The sequence below is a fragment of the Saccharopolyspora sp. NPDC000359 genome, from assembly GCF_040300525.1.
Lineage (GTDB): Bacteria > Actinomycetota > Actinomycetes > Mycobacteriales > Pseudonocardiaceae > Saccharopolyspora.
The window spans coordinates 1-15,150 of record NZ_JBEPDU010000025.1 but is presented as its reverse complement, the minus strand read 5'-3'; the positions used below and the strand labels follow the sequence as shown (position 1 = coordinate 15,150).

18 protein-coding genes and 1 tRNA gene are annotated in these 15,150 nt (G+C 70.7%); 12 read left to right on the top strand and 7 right to left on the bottom strand.

The annotated features are described in order from the left end of the window. Window position 1: 1 nt before the first annotated feature. From catC to ABT324_RS17285, 4 genes are all read left to right on the top strand, one after another. A complete protein-coding gene (catC, locus tag ABT324_RS17300) occupies window positions 2–283 on the top strand; it encodes a muconolactone Delta-isomerase (protein ID WP_351177878.1) in 282 nt (93 codons plus the stop codon). Between the two features lie 102 nt (window positions 284–385). After that, the gene (locus ABT324_RS17295) at window positions 386–1,624 is read left to right on the top strand and encodes an NUDIX hydrolase (protein ID WP_351177875.1); all 1,239 of its coding nucleotides are present in this window, start codon (window positions 386–388) and stop codon (window positions 1,622–1,624) included. A gap of 9 nt (window positions 1,625–1,633) precedes the next feature. Then, window positions 1,634–2,734, top strand: a complete 1,101-nt coding sequence (locus tag ABT324_RS17290) for a tetratricopeptide repeat protein (protein WP_351177872.1) — start codon at window positions 1,634–1,636, stop codon at window positions 2,732–2,734. 420 nt (window positions 2,735–3,154) lie between these two features. After that, window positions 3,155–3,502: a helix-turn-helix domain-containing protein gene (locus tag ABT324_RS17285; RefSeq protein WP_351177869.1), complete on the top strand. Its 348-nt coding sequence runs from the start codon at window positions 3,155–3,157 to the stop codon at window positions 3,500–3,502. A gap of 2 nt (window positions 3,503–3,504) precedes the next feature. Here the strand turns inward: ABT324_RS17285 and ABT324_RS17280 are convergent, their stop codons facing one another. Then, the gene (locus ABT324_RS17280) at window positions 3,505–4,095 is read right to left on the bottom strand and encodes a ClpP family protease (protein ID WP_351177866.1); all 591 of its coding nucleotides are present in this window, start codon (window positions 4,093–4,095) and stop codon (window positions 3,505–3,507) included. After that, window positions 4,092–4,715, bottom strand: coding sequence for a ClpP family protease (locus ABT324_RS17275; protein ID WP_351177863.1), 624 nt, complete (start codon window positions 4,713–4,715; stop codon window positions 4,092–4,094). Before ABT324_RS17275 ends, ABT324_RS17280 begins: the two co-directional genes overlap by 4 nt. A 168-nt stretch (window positions 4,716–4,883) precedes the next feature. Here ABT324_RS17275 and ABT324_RS17270 point away from each other — a divergent pair, with 168 nt between their 5' ends. Together ABT324_RS17270 and ABT324_RS17265 are read left to right on the top strand one after the other, a co-directional pair. Next, on the top strand, window positions 4,884–5,351 hold the full coding sequence (locus ABT324_RS17270; RefSeq protein ID WP_351177860.1) for a hypothetical protein: 468 nt from the start codon (window positions 4,884–4,886) through the stop codon (window positions 5,349–5,351). Next, on the top strand, window positions 5,348–5,653 hold the full coding sequence (locus tag ABT324_RS17265; protein WP_351177857.1) for a winged helix-turn-helix domain-containing protein: 306 nt from the start codon (window positions 5,348–5,350) through the stop codon (window positions 5,651–5,653). The genes ABT324_RS17270 and ABT324_RS17265 overlap by 4 nt, the downstream gene beginning before the upstream one ends. A gap of 39 nt (window positions 5,654–5,692) precedes the next feature. Here the strand turns inward: ABT324_RS17265 and ABT324_RS17260 are convergent, their stop codons facing one another. Continuing rightward, a complete protein-coding gene (locus ABT324_RS17260) occupies window positions 5,693–6,082 on the bottom strand; it encodes a hypothetical protein (protein ID WP_351177854.1) in 390 nt (129 codons plus the stop codon). A gap of 148 nt (window positions 6,083–6,230) precedes the next feature. Here ABT324_RS17260 and ABT324_RS17255 point away from each other — a divergent pair, with 148 nt between their 5' ends. Together ABT324_RS17255 and ABT324_RS17250 are read left to right on the top strand one after the other, a co-directional pair. Continuing rightward, window positions 6,231–8,066: a caspase, EACC1-associated type gene (locus ABT324_RS17255; protein ID WP_351177851.1), complete on the top strand. Its 1,836-nt coding sequence runs from the start codon at window positions 6,231–6,233 to the stop codon at window positions 8,064–8,066. Between the two features lie 363 nt (window positions 8,067–8,429). After that, window positions 8,430–8,915, top strand: a complete 486-nt coding sequence (locus ABT324_RS17250; RefSeq protein WP_351177848.1) for a hypothetical protein — start codon at window positions 8,430–8,432, stop codon at window positions 8,913–8,915. Window positions 8,916–9,081: 166 nt separating this feature from the next. Here the strand turns inward: ABT324_RS17250 and ABT324_RS17245 are convergent, their stop codons facing one another. Continuing rightward, window positions 9,082–9,708, bottom strand: coding sequence for a hypothetical protein (locus ABT324_RS17245; protein WP_351177845.1), 627 nt, complete (start codon window positions 9,706–9,708; stop codon window positions 9,082–9,084). A 374-nt stretch (window positions 9,709–10,082) separates the two neighbouring features. After that, window positions 10,083–10,158 (bottom strand) — tRNA-Lys (locus tag ABT324_RS17240). Between the two features lie 264 nt (window positions 10,159–10,422). Here ABT324_RS17240 and ABT324_RS17235 point away from each other — a divergent pair. Continuing rightward, complete coding sequence (locus tag ABT324_RS17235) at window positions 10,423–11,019, top strand: DUF4232 domain-containing protein (protein ID WP_351177842.1); 597 nt, start codon at window positions 10,423–10,425, stop codon at window positions 11,017–11,019. Between the two features lie 779 nt (window positions 11,020–11,798). On the opposite strand, the gene ABT324_RS17230 is transcribed toward ABT324_RS17235, so the two are convergent. Both ABT324_RS17230 and ABT324_RS17225 read right to left on the bottom strand, forming a co-directional pair. Continuing rightward, window positions 11,799–12,383 carry a tetratricopeptide repeat protein gene (locus ABT324_RS17230; protein WP_351177839.1) on the bottom strand — a complete coding sequence of 195 codons (585 nt, stop codon included), beginning with the start codon at window positions 12,381–12,383 and terminating at the stop codon, window positions 11,799–11,801. A gap of 156 nt (window positions 12,384–12,539) precedes the next feature. Continuing rightward, on the bottom strand, window positions 12,540–13,466 hold the full coding sequence (locus ABT324_RS17225; protein WP_351177836.1) for a DMT family transporter: 927 nt from the start codon (window positions 13,464–13,466) through the stop codon (window positions 12,540–12,542). A gap of 165 nt (window positions 13,467–13,631) precedes the next feature. On the opposite strand from ABT324_RS17225, the gene ABT324_RS17220 reads away from it, so the two are divergent. The 3 genes from ABT324_RS17220 to ABT324_RS17210 form a co-directional block, all read left to right on the top strand. Then, the gene (locus ABT324_RS17220) at window positions 13,632–14,261 is read left to right on the top strand and encodes a superoxide dismutase family protein (RefSeq protein ID WP_351177833.1); all 630 of its coding nucleotides are present in this window, start codon (window positions 13,632–13,634) and stop codon (window positions 14,259–14,261) included. Between the two features lie 87 nt (window positions 14,262–14,348). Beyond that, a complete protein-coding gene (locus ABT324_RS17215) occupies window positions 14,349–14,957 on the top strand; it encodes a TetR/AcrR family transcriptional regulator (protein WP_351177830.1) in 609 nt (202 codons plus the stop codon). After that, a partial coding sequence (locus ABT324_RS17210; RefSeq protein WP_502949751.1) for a YqeB family protein occupies window positions 14,954–15,150 on the top strand: 197 nt, incomplete at its 3' end. The genes ABT324_RS17215 and ABT324_RS17210, both read left to right, overlap by 4 nt.

The window sequence follows — 15,150 nt, the reverse complement described above, 5'->3', positions numbered from 1 at the left end:
CATGCTGTTCCAGGTGCGGATGGACGTCCACCTGCCGCCCGACCTCGCCCCGGAGGCCCGGACCGAGCTGCTGGCCAGGGAGAAGGCCTACTCCCAGGAGTTGCAGCGCGCTGGCAAGTGGCCGCACATCTGGCGCGTCGTCGGCGAGTACGCGAACATCTCGATCTTCGACGTCGACTCCAACGACGAGCTGCACACGCTGCTCTCCGGCCTGCCGCTGTTCCCGCACATGGACATCCACGTCACGCCCCTGGCCACCCACCCGTCGGACGTCAGGGCCTGACCGGGGTTCCGCGGGAGCCCACCTCCCGCGAAACCCTCCCCAGGGCGGGCGCGGCTGTCCTACTGTGATCGAGTTTCGGAACTCGATCTTCGGGGGTCTCGGTTGCGCAAGTTGCTGCGCCGCGCGCGTTCCAAGGCCGACTACACGTGGTTCCTGGCGGTCCGCGAGTGGCCCGTGCTGGTGTCCGCGCTCGGTGTGCTGCTCGGCGCGATCACCATCCTGCCCAGCGCGGTGGGGGTCGCGATCTCGGTGGTCGCCCTGCTGCTGGGCACCGCAACCTTCGCCCGCGACTTCCGCAACCTGCGGCAGCGCTGGTCCTCCCACGAGTTCTCGCTGATCGCGGCCCCGTTCCCGCACGAGCAGCTGCCGCCTCCGGCCGCCTATCCGGACGCCGGATACAGCTACCTGCCCAACCGCGGCACCGCGCTGCTCAGCGACGAGATCGACCGCACCCTGCGGGAGCGGACCTTCACCGTGCGGGTGGCCGACGAGCCCTACCGGCTCCCGCCGGTCCTGCGCGCCACGGCCCCGCACGTGCTGCCGATAAGAGCCCGCGGGCGCCTGCTGTTCAACGGCCCGGTGGTGGGGTTGCGCACCGACCCGCTGCCGGGGTCCGGGGAGGCCGAAGTGCTGCTGCACCGCGCGCGGTTCTTCGACTTCCAGTGCTCCAACGAGCTGTGCGCGATGCGCATCACCAACCGCGAGACCGGCGAGGACCTCGACCCGCGCCGCCAGCTCCTCACCGACGCCTCGGGTCGCATCCGCCCGTTGACGGCCAGCATCCTGTCCGACGTCGTGGGCATCTCCACCCTGGCGTTCACGACCGACGGGAAGCTGCTGCTGGTGAGCCAGTCCGACCGCAACACGGCCAGCCCGCTGCTGCTGGCCCCGTCCGGCAGCGGCTCCCTGGAGCCGCGCGACCTCGTCGACGCCGACGGCGCCCCGCGCACCACCCTGGCCGAGGTCCTGCGCACCGGCATGGAACGCGAGCTGTGCGAGGAGACGGGCCTTGCCCCGGAGGTGGTCGCGGGCACCGACATGACGGGCTTCGCCCGCTGGATGGAGCGCGGCGCGAAACCGGAGTTTTTCGCGGTGACCACCCTGTCGGTGTCGAGCGCCGAGGCCCGCGGCACGGGCCCGCGCGGAGCGGAGCGCCTGTACAGCTCCGACGTCACCATCCTGGACGTGGACCTGCCCGCGCTGAGCGAGGAACTCCGCGCCGGAACCCCGGTCCTGGAAGCCCCGAGCCTCCCGTCGGTGATCCGCGACGTCGGCTCCCTCCCGCTCCTCCTGGCCCTCCGAGCCGCAGCCCGCGCGGCCTGTCGGCCGGCCCTGCCATGATGCGCCGCGATGAACCGATTGCAGACCGACCACGCACTGCTGGACACCAACGGGTTCCCGCTGCCGCTCCCGCCCGACCCGCTGAGCCCGATTCCGGGCGAGGTCGAACTCGGCCTGACGGCCTACCGCGCGGGCGATGTCGCGCAAGCACGTGCTTCGCTCGGCACGATCGCCGAATCGGGCCGCACCGCCGTGTCCGGGCACGCGGCCATGGCGCTGGCCGGTGTTGAACTCTCCGAGAACGGCCTCAGCGCGGGGTGCGAGACGTGGCTGGAACAGGTCGCCGCAGGTGAAGACCCATGGCTGGGCCCCCTGGCCGTGGTGATGCTCTCCGCGGACTTCGAGGAGTACATCGCGGGCCCCGAACCGCTGCTCGACCACCTCGCCGGCCAGCTCACCGGTGACCTGGCGGCCGCCCGGGAGGGATTCGAACGATCCCTCGCCCGCCTCGAAGAGGCGTGGGAGAACGAGTCCGACGACACCGTCCTGGAGCAGCGGGACATCGCCAGGCTCCTGCTGGGCAACGTCCTGATCCAGAGCGGCGACTCCTCCGCCGCCCTCGAACCGCTGAGCAGCGCGCGATCGCACTGCGACGGCCTGCTCGCCGCCTACGCGGGTCACCTCGAAGGGCACGTGCTCATCGACCTGGGGAAGAACGAGCGCGCGAGCGAGGTGCTCAGCTACACCTTCGGCGAGTCCCTCCCGGCGAACAGCCGTGCTGACGGGATGACCCGGTGGGTCGGCATCCGGTTCGGCGAGCACCTGGCGGGCCACCCGTGGATGGACATCGTCACCGACCAGGTCGAGGACGTCCCCGCCGCGACCGAGGGCACCGTGGTCCGGGACCCGTTCGAAACCGCCTGCCAATTCGAGGCGTTGAGCCGCCCCGCGCTCGCCGACATCGGCTTGCACCTGTTCCCGGCCGGTGCGGATTTCGAACCGGTGCACGCGGCTCTGGAGCGGCTGAAGGCCTGGAGCGACGAACGGAACGACCGCGCCCGCAGGCTGATCCTCGTCCTCCACCAGTACGTCGATGACTGGCGGGACGAGGAGAAGACCCGAGCCCTGGCAGAGCTGCGGAAGCAACTCGGCCTCCCCAACCCCCGCTGACCGCTGCCGGGGAAGCAACCGACTTCCCCGGCAGCCGCTCGCGGATCAGCCTGGCAGGAGTGTGGTTCCGGGTTGGGTTCGTCCTGCCGCCCGTCGGTCGTGCCTTCGCCACCCGCTTCCTCGCGGGCCGCACCGGCCTGCCAGAAGTCATCGAAGTCCGCAACTGCCCGCTGTGCCAATCAGCTGGGGCGAGCGGAGGACGCGTGGGATGCTGGCGGCATGTTCTCCGTGCCCGTCCTGCCCGGCCTGACCGAACTGCTCGTCATCTCCGGCGTCTTGGCCGCCCTGGTGCTGATCTTCGTGTTCGTCGTTCGCCAGATCAACAAGTAGCCCCCCAGCGCTTCCCGCCGGTCGGTACCCGGTTTCCGCTGGGAGCGGAACTGCCGCCCCGGGGTGCGGGATCGGTGTCAGGATGGCGGAATGGCGGACATTCTTCCCTTCCACCAGCGGCGCGCCACCGCGCCTGATCGAGAGCCGGAACCGCTGTGGCGCGAGGCGCTGGGGCGGAACCTGCGGGCGATCAGGGAGGAGCAGGGCGGGCGCCTCGTCGACGTCGCGGAGCGGGCCGGTATCTCGCCGCAGTACCTCTCCGAGATGGAGCGCGGCCGCAAGGAGCCGTCGAGCGAGATGATCGCCGCGGTCACGGGTGCGCTGGGTGTCGACCTGGACGACCTGCTGATCGGCATCGCCAGCGACATCCGGCGGATCCGCGGCACGGTCCCCGCAGCCGGGCGCCGCCCCGCGGGACCCGTGCTCATGGCCGCCTGAGCTCAGGTTCGGCGGTCCAGAACCCGGTCGGCGAGTCCGTATTCGACGGCGCCCGCCGCGTCGAAGACCCGGTCGCGGTCGGTGTCGTGGCGCAGGTCCACGACCGCGCGGCCGGTGTGCGCCGACAGGATCTCCTCCAGCTGGGTGCGCACCCGCACCACCTCGTCGGCCTGGATGATGAGGTCCGGGATCGCGCCGCGGCCCTGCGCCGCGGGCTGGTGCAGCACCACCCGGGTGTGCGGCAGCACCGACCGCCGCCCGGCCTCGCCCGCGGCCAGCAGCACCGCGCCCGCCGCGACCGCCTGCCCCACGCACGTCGTCGCCACCGGGGCCTTGACGTAGCGCATCGTGTCGTACAGCGCGAGCATCGCGGACGGGTCGCCGCCCTCGGAGTTGATGTAGAAGTTGATCTCGCGGTCCGGGTTGTCCGCCTCCAGGTGCAGCAGCTGGGCGATCAGCGCGTTCGCCACGCCCGAGTCGATCGCGGTGCCGAGGTAGACGATCCGCTCCGACAGCAGGTGCGAGTAGACGTCCATGATCCGCTCGCCGGCCGCGCTGCGCGTGATGACGTTGGGGATGGTGTAGGTGCTCATTCGCCGCCTCCGGCCGTCGCACCGATCCCGACCTGCTGCCGGGCGGGCACGACCTGGTCGAAGCTGTCCACGACGTGGTCGATGAAGCCGTACTCCCGCGCCTGCGCGGTGGTGAACCAGCGGTCGTGCAGCGAATCGGTGAAGATCCGCTCGATCGGCTGACCGGTGTCCGCCGCGATGAGCCCGAGCACCGTGTCCCGGGTGTGCCGCAGGTCGTCGGCCTGCACCTCCACCTCGACCGCCGACCCGCTGATCCCGGACGAGCCCTGGTGCATCAGGATCCGCGCGTGCGGGAGGGCGAAGCGCTTGCCCGGCGTGCCCGCGGACAGCAGGAACTGCCCGGCGCTGCACGCCAGCCCCAGCGCGAGGGTGGCCACGTCGCACGGCACCAGCCGCATCACGTCGCGGATGGCCAGCATCGCGGGGACCGAACCGCCCGGCGAGTGGATCCACAGCGCGACGTCCTTGCGCGGGTCCTCGCTGGCCAGGGACAGCAGCTGGGTGGTCAGCACCGTCCCGTTGTCGTCGTCGAGCGGGCCGTCGAGGACCAGCACCCGCTGGTTGAAGAGCCGTTCGCGGAGCCGGTGGTCGAACATCCGCTGCTTGTCGTCATCGGTCATGCCCCGACCATGCCGCCGCCCAGGTGCGCTGCACCGCTCCCGCCGCTGTGAGCAGTTCTGCCCACAGCAGATGGGAGTCCTCTTCGGACGGACACCGGGACGGTTGCGCCCACTTTCACATCTGCGTACTCTTGCAGTATTGCAAGTACATGCAGAGGAGCGATGGACATGACCGGAACGCCCGAACTCGACCAGGTCGCCGCCGCCCGGCGGCAGCTCGCGACCCACGCCCAGTTCCCCGCCGCCTACTGGGGGCTCTACGGGGTCGTCCTGGTGCTCCTGGCCGGCCTGCCGATCTGGAACACCTGGCTGGGCCCGGACAGCGGCCCCTACGTGTCGGGGGCGCTCGTGGTGGTGGCCGCCGGTTCGGTGGCCTACTCGGCAGCCCGGCGCCGCCGCAGCGGGGTCCACCTCCGCAAGCGGATCACCGCCTACCCCAGTGCCTGGCCGTTCTGGCTGGTCGGCATCGCGGTCACGGCGCTCGGCCTCTTCGGCATGCAAGCGCTGGTCAGCAGCGGGCACCGCGACACCGCGTTCCTGGTGCTCCCGGTCGTGGCGGTGGCGGTCTTCCTGGTCCAGCTCAAGATCCGCTCGGCGATGCGCCGGGACATCGAGGAAGGCCGGGTCAGGTCGTGACCGAGCAGGACGCGCCCGGTCGGGACCCGATCTTCGAGACCGGCCCCAGGCTGGGGTTGTGCGCCCTGCTGCAGGGCGCTGAGTGGGTCGACTTCGCCACGGCCCGGGACATGCTGGGCGCGACGGACTCCGCGATCTCCCGGCACAGCCGCGCTCTCGAGGACGCTGGCTACCTGGAGGTCCGCAAGGGCTCGGTGGGCCGCCGCCCCCGGACCTGGTTCCGCCTCACCCGGACTGGCCAGGCGGCGATCAAGGGCCACCTCGACTGGCTCGCCCAGCTGCACCAGAACCTCGGACCCTGAACCCGGGCACGGAGGTCCACAAAGGACGGATCGGCGCACCTACCGGCGCAGGCGCCGGCGGACGGCCGCACCGACCATGAGGACCGGGACGACCAGCGGCAGCAGCGCCAACGGCCAGAACAGGCCCATCAGCGCTGGCAGCGCGATCAGGACCGACCCGAAACCCATGGTGAAGGTCAGGTCGCCGTCCTGGTCGTCGTGGGGGTGCCTGATGAACACGGCGACCAACCCGGCCACGGCCAGGACCACCAGCACCCGCAGCCCCCACAAGCCCACCCAGGCCGTGACCGGCGCGAGCACCACCAACGGGAGGAAGACCGCGAGGTACACCCACGGACCAACGACGCACATGCGCGCTGCGAGCAGAGCGCGACCATCCGGCCGCCCCTTGGCGCTGGGCGGCTTGCGCCACCACACGATCATCGGCATCGCGACTCCCCTCCCCTCCGAACCTTGTCAGACCCCCTCCCCGGCATCCCCGGCCCCCGGCGCGCCCAACGGACCGTGATCGGTTCGCTACGCTCTAGTGCTGGGCGCGCTGAACAACCGGTTGCCGAGGTTCTGGGGTGGTGTGGTCTTGACTGGAAAGCGCCGGGCACTGCTCATCGCCACCGACAGCTACTCCGACGCCACCTTCCAGCAGCTGCGGGCACCGCGCGCCGACGCCGACGCACTGGCGTCCTTGCTCGCCGACCCGGGCATCGGTGGTTACGAGGTCCAAGCGCTGCACAACCCCGCCGCGCACGTGGCCAGCCTGGCGATCGAGGACCTGTTCGCCACGGTCGGGCTGGAAGACCTGGTCCTGCTCTACGTCTCCGGGCACGGCATCAAGGACGACCACGGCCAACTGCACCTGGTGATGGCCAACTCCCGGCACGACCGGCTCAACGCGACCGCGATCAGCGCCCAGTTCGTGCGCGACCAGATGGACAACACCAGGTCGAGCCGCGTGGTGGTCATCCTGGACTGCTGCTTCGCTGGCGCTTTCCCGCCCGGGTCGACGCACCGGTCCGGGGAGAACGCCGGGGTCCTCTCGCAGCTGAGAGGGCGCGGCAGCGCGGTCATGACGTCCTCGTCCGCGCTGGAGTACTCCTACGAAGCGGGGGAGTCCGCCAGCACGACGCTCGTCGGCGCGGCGAGGCCGTCGGTCTTCACCGGAGCCCTGGTCGACGGCCTGCGCGGTGGAGGCGCCGACCGCAACGACGACGGCCTGATCGACGTGAGGGAGCTGTACGACTTCATCTACGACGAGGTCGAGCACGCGGGCAAACCGCAGACCCCGGGCCTGGCCAGCGACACCCACGGCAGCCTGATCGTCGCCACCAGCCCGAACGCGACCAACCTCCCACCCGAGGTCGTCCAAGCCATCCGCAGCCCCCTCCCAGCGGTGCGGTTGGCGATCGTGGGCGAGCTGTCCGCGCGGCTGACCTCGGGCAGCGCCAACGCGGCGCAAGCCGCCCGCACCGCGCTGTCGAACCTCACCAGGGACGGCGCCAGCTCCGTCGCCGCCGCCGCGCGCGCCGCCCTGGCCCGCGCCGAGACCGCCACCTCGCCGAGCGCCACGACGGTGGTGAGCAACGAGGTCATCCAGCAGATCTCCGCTGCTCCGCGCGCCGGAGGGGCATCGGCGGCGTTCAACCTGACCCACTACTACGGGACAGCCCCGCCGCACGGTGGCGGCCAACAGCAGGAGCGGTCACCCGAGACGCGGAAGGCCCTGATCAGCACAGCGATCGGGGTCGTCGCGCTTGCCGCAGCAGTGATCACCACGGTGTCACTGCTGCCCGACCCCGCGCGGTCCAACGGCTCGCCGCAGGCCGAGCAGGTCCCGCCGGGCTTCGTCGCTCCGCCGACGCGGCCGACTCCGCTGCCCGACACGGTCACGTGCCACTACGAGCCGGACGGGAAGGCACCGGTCCGACAGGTGGAACCACCGGCCACCGGCGAGGTCCCGGCGACGGGCCTCGTGCGGGCCACCCTCAACACGAGCATCGGCCCCATCCCGGTGGTCCTGGACCGGTCGCTGGCCCCGTGCACGGTCAACGACTTCATCCACCTGGTCGAGCAGGGCTTCTACAACGACTCCACGTGCGGCAGCGCTTCCATCCCGTACGTGGAGTGCGGACCCGCTCCCTCCAGCGGGGAGGGCAGCCCGGGCTACAAGTGGACCGACGAGAGCATTCCCGAGTTCCAGGACTACCGCCGCGGCTACCTGGTGATGCACCGCGAGTATCACGCGGACATCTCCCTGTACTTCGACGACCAACAGGACGACAGGATCGATGCCACGGTGTTCGGCTCGATCTCCGAAGAGGGCCTGAGGGCCATCGACGCCAAGCGCAGCGAGAGCAAGGAATCCGACAACGCCTCACTGGGCGACGTCACCATCACCAACGTCACCATCCAGGGCTGACCAACCGCACCGCAACGATCTGCTGGCACCGCAGCGCATTCCCGTCGACGTGCGCTGCCGAGAACCGCGCTGCCAGGGGCTGCTCCGCCGCCAATCGTCGATCAAGCCGTCGGCCGGTCCTGGCATGCTGCGCTGCAACGCTCCGACGACAGAAGGCACCGACATGACCGGCCCCCCTGCTGGACGACAACGGCCACGCACGGCCGCTACCGCCCGATCCGCTGAGCCCGGTTCCGGACGTCGTCGAACGCGAGCTCGCGGCCTACCGAGGCGGGCATCGAACTCGCCGACAACGGCTTCACCGGGGAGTGCAGGAGGTGGCTGGAACAGGTCGTAGGAGGTGAGGCCCCCTGGCTGGGCCTCTTGGCCGTGGTGGTGCTCTCCACCGACTTCACGGTGCACACCGCAGGCACCCAACCCTTGCTCAGCCACCTCACCGGGGACCTGGCGGCAGCCCGGGAGGGCTACGAACGCGCCCGCACCGAGCTCAGCAGGGCGTCGGCGACGTTCGACGAGGCCGACGGCGAGTACGACGACGACTTCGTGCGCACCACCTACGGACAGCTGGCGGAAGGGGCGGTGGTCGCGACTCCCTTCGAAACCGCGACGTGGTACCTGGAGTCGAGCAAGCCCGCGGTCGTCGATGTCGGCTACGGCGTGTTCGCCGAGGAGTGGGACCTGGTGCACTCGGCGTTGGAGCACCTGAGGACCTGGAGCGAAGAGCGCCACGAGCGCGCCCGCAGGCTGGTCCTCGTTCTCCACGAGTTCGTCAAGCACCACCACGACGCGGACACGACGCGAAACCTAGCTGCACTGCGGAACAAGCTCGACCTACCCAAGCCCAGCTGACCCCCCACCAGGCGGCCCCCCGGCTGCGGTTGGCTGCGGCGTTCAGCCCGGCGACGGCCAGGACCACCAGCTCCGTCAGGCCGTGACGCGCGCCAGCACGGTCACGGCCAGGTGCACCCACGGGTCAACGACGCAGCGCAGCCCCCGCGAGCACCTCACACGTGGCTCAACCAGCTCTGGTTTCCCGGACGCCGAGGCGAACGATCCGCGCGACGGTGAACACACCAACCCCGGCGAACAGCACGCCCCACGGGAAGTTGGTCATGAAGGCCCGGGGCGCGTCGGAGTGCGAGTCCGGGATGATCAGCGCCACCAGGTTCGCCTCGGCCCACGACTGGATCGCTGCTGCGACCACGCCGCCGATCACCACCCACCAAGCCAACCGCCGGAGCGAGGCCACCACGGGCTCGCTGAAGACGCGCTCCCGCCCGGCGATCCGCGACACCCCGAGGACCATCCACGAAGCACCCAGGAAGAGCACCACGTTCGGGAGGCTGCAGAGCAGGCCGAGGGCGATCGCCCCACCCGTGGGAGCGGTCGTGCACACCCGGGCGAGCTCGCTGCTCAGGTGCACCACGTTCGGCACCGGGCTGGTGTCGCTGCCGATCGGGATCTGGTACTCCGACGTGGTCAAGCAAACCTCTCCCGCGCCCACACCCAGGAAGCTGAAGTCGTCGCTGAACAGGGCACCGATCCCGAAGACCGCGAGCACGACCGCCCCGGAGTAGAACAACACGGCCGCAACGCGGGTGATGGGACGCAACGCATCCCGCTGATCGGTTTGATCTGCCATGACCGCGAACTCTAGAAAAACAAGATCACCACGTCGGCCAATTCGCGCAAACCCACCCCTGAACTGGGAAGACGCGAAGCTCTCCACCCATCGGGAATCGCTCACAGAAGCCTCCGAGCCTCAGCCAGCGAACCCGCACCAGCAGCCCGCGAAGACCACCGAGCCAGTTCGGGGCTGACGGCTCGTGTGATCGCTGACGAGAGCACTCGCGCGTGTCGATGACGCAGGACATCTACTTCGGTAGGGGCCAGCAGTCCCGCGCGAGCGCTGAAGCGCTGGCCTTCATCGGCGCCGAAGGGCGCTGAGGAAAGTGGGCAAGTTTTTTGGCAACCGACCCCACCAACGCAAAACCCCAGGTCTGTGACCTGGGGTTTTGGTGGGTCGCCAGGGGATCGAACCCTGAACCCGCGGATTAAAAGTCCGCTGCTCTGCCAGTTGAGCTAACGACCCGCGTGCCCAAGGTTACAAGGTCCGGACGATCTTGTGCGGCGATGGTGCGCGGTTTCTCCCCCGATGAAGGTCACAGGACTGACCAGGCGGGGCGGTTCACCTGTCCGGGTCATGTCCGGGTGGTCGGTGTCCGGTCTGGGTGGTTCTCGCCCTCGCTGGTCGTGGACGACTAGTGGGGTTCGCGCAACCTCCGGTGGCGGCGCGCGTCTTGTGGGGCGAAGGGTGTTGGGACGCACCCGGTAGGAACAACGGAGGGGAACCACCATGCTCAACCGGACTCGTGCGCTGGGCGCCGTCGCTGCTCTCGCTGGCGGGATCGCGCTGCTCACCGGGTGTGCGCAGGGGGCGACGCCCGACCAGGGGGCCAACGCCCTGTCCGGGCAGGTCCAGCAGGCCAGTGGGGGCATCGGTCAGGCTCAGGAGGCCAGCTGCTCGGCCGAGGACGTCGACATGACGCTCACCGTGCAGCCCGACCGGCCCGGCATCCTGCTGCTGACCGCCGTGAACAGCTCGCAGCAGCCCTGCACCGTCGACGGCTGGGCCGGGCTCGTGCCGCTCGACATGTCGAACTCCGAGATCGAGGTGCCGACGCAGCAGGTCGACATCCCCGGCCCGCCGACCTCCACCCGCCTCGAACCGGGCGAGACCGCCTTCGCCGGGGTGAAGCTGGAGCTCGGCAGCAAGGACGACCTCGACGCGTACGTCGCCACCGGGTTCACCGCCTCGATGCCGGGCGGCGAGGGCACCACCAACGCCCACATCTCCTTCGACCAGAGCGCCGGGGAGCACGCCGAGTTCCCGGTGAAGTCGATCCAGATCGGGTCCTTCCAACCGTCCGCGCAGGGCGTGACCGTCTTCTGACCCGGACCGTGGGAGGGCGCCTCACCACACCGGGGAGGCGCCCTTCCGCTTGCTCAGGGCGCGGTGCAGGTCACGCGGATCTGGCCGGCCGCGACGTGCGCGCCCTCGCCGCCCTTCCAGTCCTCGCCGCGGTTGTGCAGCTTGGCAGCGGCTGGACCAGCTGGCCGGGGACCTGTTCGACCTGTCGCGCATCCAGTCCAACTCGTTGACGCTGTCGCTGACGCCGTGCGGTCACCGCCTGACGTAGATGTCCACTGTGGCCACTTAGGGGCCCATCCGGCGGGCCGCCTGGGAATGCGCGGTGCCGTCCGCGATCCAGCGCAGCCCTTCCTTGGCGACTCGGTCGTTGATCGTTGTTGCCGCGTCGGCGGTTCCGACTCCGGCGGCGGTTGCCGCTCCGGAGTTGCCCGCGATCGGCCAGGTGATCGAGACCTACCAGTCATGCCGAATCGAATCCACTGTGGACACAAATGGGACGCCGTGGGATCAGGCGCAGCTCCAGCCGGAGCGGGCTTGGGTGCACGGGAACGGCTCCGGGGGGGGTGACGGTTGCGTGGTCGGCAGCGGGGTGGAAGCGACGTCACCGGCGTTGCCCGGGCGGGTGCGCGGGGCCGGTCCGGACTGCCTGGGCTTCGGGACCTTCGTCGCGGGCACCATCGCCGCCGCACCCTGGCGGTGGCTTCTCCGGGGTGGCGCCGGGCGCCAGATCCGGACCGGGGCAACACCACCGCGGACGACCTGGCCACCGGCATCCGCAGCGCGGTGACCGGTGGCGCGCGTCATCTCGGTGGCTGCCGCCACTGCGGAGCGGAGCGGCGGACGAGGTTTGCCAGGGTGGTTCTCGCCTGCTGGGTTTCGGGGTGGTCCTCGCCGAGCAAGCGCTCCCGCAGCTTCACCAGGACCCGCAACCACTCCTCAGCCTCTGGAAAGTTCTCGCGCTTCTCCAGGGTGGCGGCCAGGTCACCCACCGCGCGGACCGTGTCCGGGTGGTCGTCACCGAGCACCCGCCTGCGCACCTTCACCAGGGAGCGCTGCGAGTCCTCCACCTCGGCCAGGCGCACCGCCCTCCGCGTCCGGTTCCGGAACTCGTCGAGCAGCGCGACGTCGTCCTCCCGCGCCAGTTCGGAGCCGCGCAGCTTCGCCAGCATGGCCATGCCCGCCGCCCGCTTCTGCGGCGAGTCGTCCAGCGCGTACTCCGCAGCCAGCGAGAAGCGCTGGCGCCACTCCTCGCGGCGGGCGGCCAGCTCCCGCTGCGCCGTGGCCCGGTCGGCTCCGCGGACCGTGTGGCGGACACCGAGGTAGGCCCCACTGGCGGTCATCAGGCCGACCAGCAACGACACTGCCGCCTGCCACCAAGTGGCCACGACCAAGTCCCCCCAACACCGCAGTCGACGGAGGGCCGATCATAGCGCAGCTGAGGGGGCCGACGACATCAACTCGCCACTGATTTCCTAGCCACAGCGGGCAAGAACGACCACCCTCCCGGATTCCACTTTGGACTGGAACAGACCCGGATCGGCTCACCGACTGGGCACGGCCTCCGGTGCCTCGACGACCTTCACGCGGCTGACCCGCTCGTGCCAGCCGAGGCCCAGGACCATCGCGACCACCAGCGCGAACCCGACCCACTGCGTCGCGCTCAGCTCCGCGCCCAGCACGAACACCCCGACGATCGCCGCCGTCGCCGGGAACGACAGCTCCGCCAGCGTCGCGCGGGCCGCCGGGGTGGTGCTCAACCCGACGTAGTACAGGCCGAGCGCGATCAGCCCGGGGATCAGCGCCAGCAGGACGAGGCCGAACGCGTTGTCCCAGCCGACCGCCACCGGCGATCCGGTGGCCAGCAGGACCACCGCGGCCGCGGGCAGTCCGATGGAGAAGCGCAGCGCAGTCACGTCCCGAGCGGGGATCCGGCTGCTGACGTACCGGCCGAGCACGGTCCCCGCCGCCCACAGCGCCGCCGCGCCCAGCGCCAGCAGCGCGGGCACCACCTGCGAGACCTCGATGTGCAGCGGGTCCTCGAACGCCAGCAACCAGGCCCCGACCAGCGCCGGGACCGCGAAGGCGAAGTACCGCGCGCTCAGCCGCTCGCGGAGCAGCGCGTAGGACGCCACCGCTGCGAAGATCGGCTGCAGCTTCTGCAGGACCAGCGGCGTCACCGGGTCACCGACCTGGAACGCGGTGGTGAACAGCGCGGTCGCCAGGGCCGACGAGCCGACGCCGACGATGATCATCGCGATGCGCTCGCGCCACCCGCACGCCGCCAGCGCGCGCCACGCCCGCGGCAGCAGCGGCACCAGCAGCGCCACGATGATCACGTGCTCCCAGAACACCACGCTCGCCGAGGGCAGTGACGTCGCGAGCGGCTGCCGCCACAGGGCGTCCGTGCCCCACATCGCGGTGGCCAGCGCCACCAACCAAGTCCGGTCCGAACCCCGCGCCCACGCCATGCGGCCAAACCTATCCGCGAGTCGCCCTCATGTTCGCCCCCGTCCACCTGGCAGGACCCGACCGGGGCGACTCCGCCGCCACCCACCTGTGCCCGTGGCGGTGAAATCGACATCACGGGCAGAATCGACGTCACTACTACCAGTGACGGACAAGGACGGATACCCATGCTCCAGCAGCGGACCCGACTGCTCAGCTCGATCGTCGGCGCGTGCGCAGCGGTTGCCGTGGTCGCCGGGTGCGGCGGCCAGCCCGAGGCGCCGCCCGCAGAGGAGGGCACCAGCCAGGAACAACCGCCGGGCAACGAGCAGACCGCCTCGGCCAAGCGGACAGCGACGACGTACGGGGCCTTCGCGCCGGACGCCAAGGCGGTCACCTACGACCCCGCCCTGGTCCCGAACGGCGCCAAGGTCGACCTGACCTCGGAGCGCACCAACGGCCAGACCAAGATCACCGTCAACCTGGAGGGCCTGGTCCCGGACCACCAGTACGGCGCCCACGTGCACACCAAGCCGTGCGGCGCCACCGGCGAGGACGCTGGCCCGCACTTCCAGGAGAAGGCGGACCCGGTCAAGCCGTCGGTGGACCCGGCCTTCGCGAACCCGCAGAACGAGGTGTGGCTGGACTTCCACACCGACGCGCAGGGCAACGGCACCGCCACCGCCGAGGGCACCTGGTCCTTCGACACCCGCCAGGACGCGAAGTCCTTCGTGATCCACGAGACCCCCACGCACACCGAGCCCGGCAAGGCAGGCACCGCCGGAGGCCGCCTGGCCTGCCTCAACGCCGAGTTCTGAGCCGACCGGGGGCGCTCGCCGACGCGGGCGCCCCCTTCGGGCACCATTCTTTAACTGACCAATCAGTTAATCTGTTAGCCTGGTCGCATGGCACGGACCGTCGACCACGAGCGCGCCGCCGCACGACGCGAGGCGATCATGCGCGCCGCAGCGGTGCTGTTCGCCGAACGCGGCTTCGAGAGCACTTCGGCCGCGGAGATCGCGAAGGCCGCCGGGCTCAGCTCGGGCAGCGTCTTCTACTACTTCACCGACAAGCGGGCCGTGTTCCGCGCGATCTTCGAGCAGGACCTGCCCACCGCGCGCGAGCTCGTCGCGCGGCACGGCGCCGGGGACGACCCGGTCGCCTCGATCCTGGCGGTGGTGGACGCGCTGGCCGCGGAGACGATGGACCCGTTGGCCCCCGGGATCCTGGTCGAGGTGGTCCGCCAGGTCGGCAAGGACCCGGAGCTGGCGCAGGTCATCGCCGAGACCGAGGCGGTGCTGCACGAAGGGTTCGCGGCGCTCGTCGAGCGCGGCACCCGCACCGGCGCGATCGACCCGGACCTGGACCCGGGCGAGACCGCCCGGTGGATCCAGATCGTCCTCGACGGCGCGTTCCTCAACGCCGACCCCGACCACGACCCGCGCCCGATGCTGCGCCGGATGATCACCCGGCTGCTCTCCCGGCAGCGCGACGACGCAGGAGACACCGCATGACCACCACCGGCACTTCCACCACCCTCCGCATGCCGAACTCGGTGCTCTGGGCGTTGGGGACCGGTTGCGGCGCTCTCGGCCTCGGCCTGGGCTTCCTGGTCAAACCCCTGGTGAACTGGATCGTCGACCTGCTCGGCGACGCCCCCGGCCCGCTGCGCCTGGCCGCCGCCCTGCCGACGGCTTGGGCGGTGCC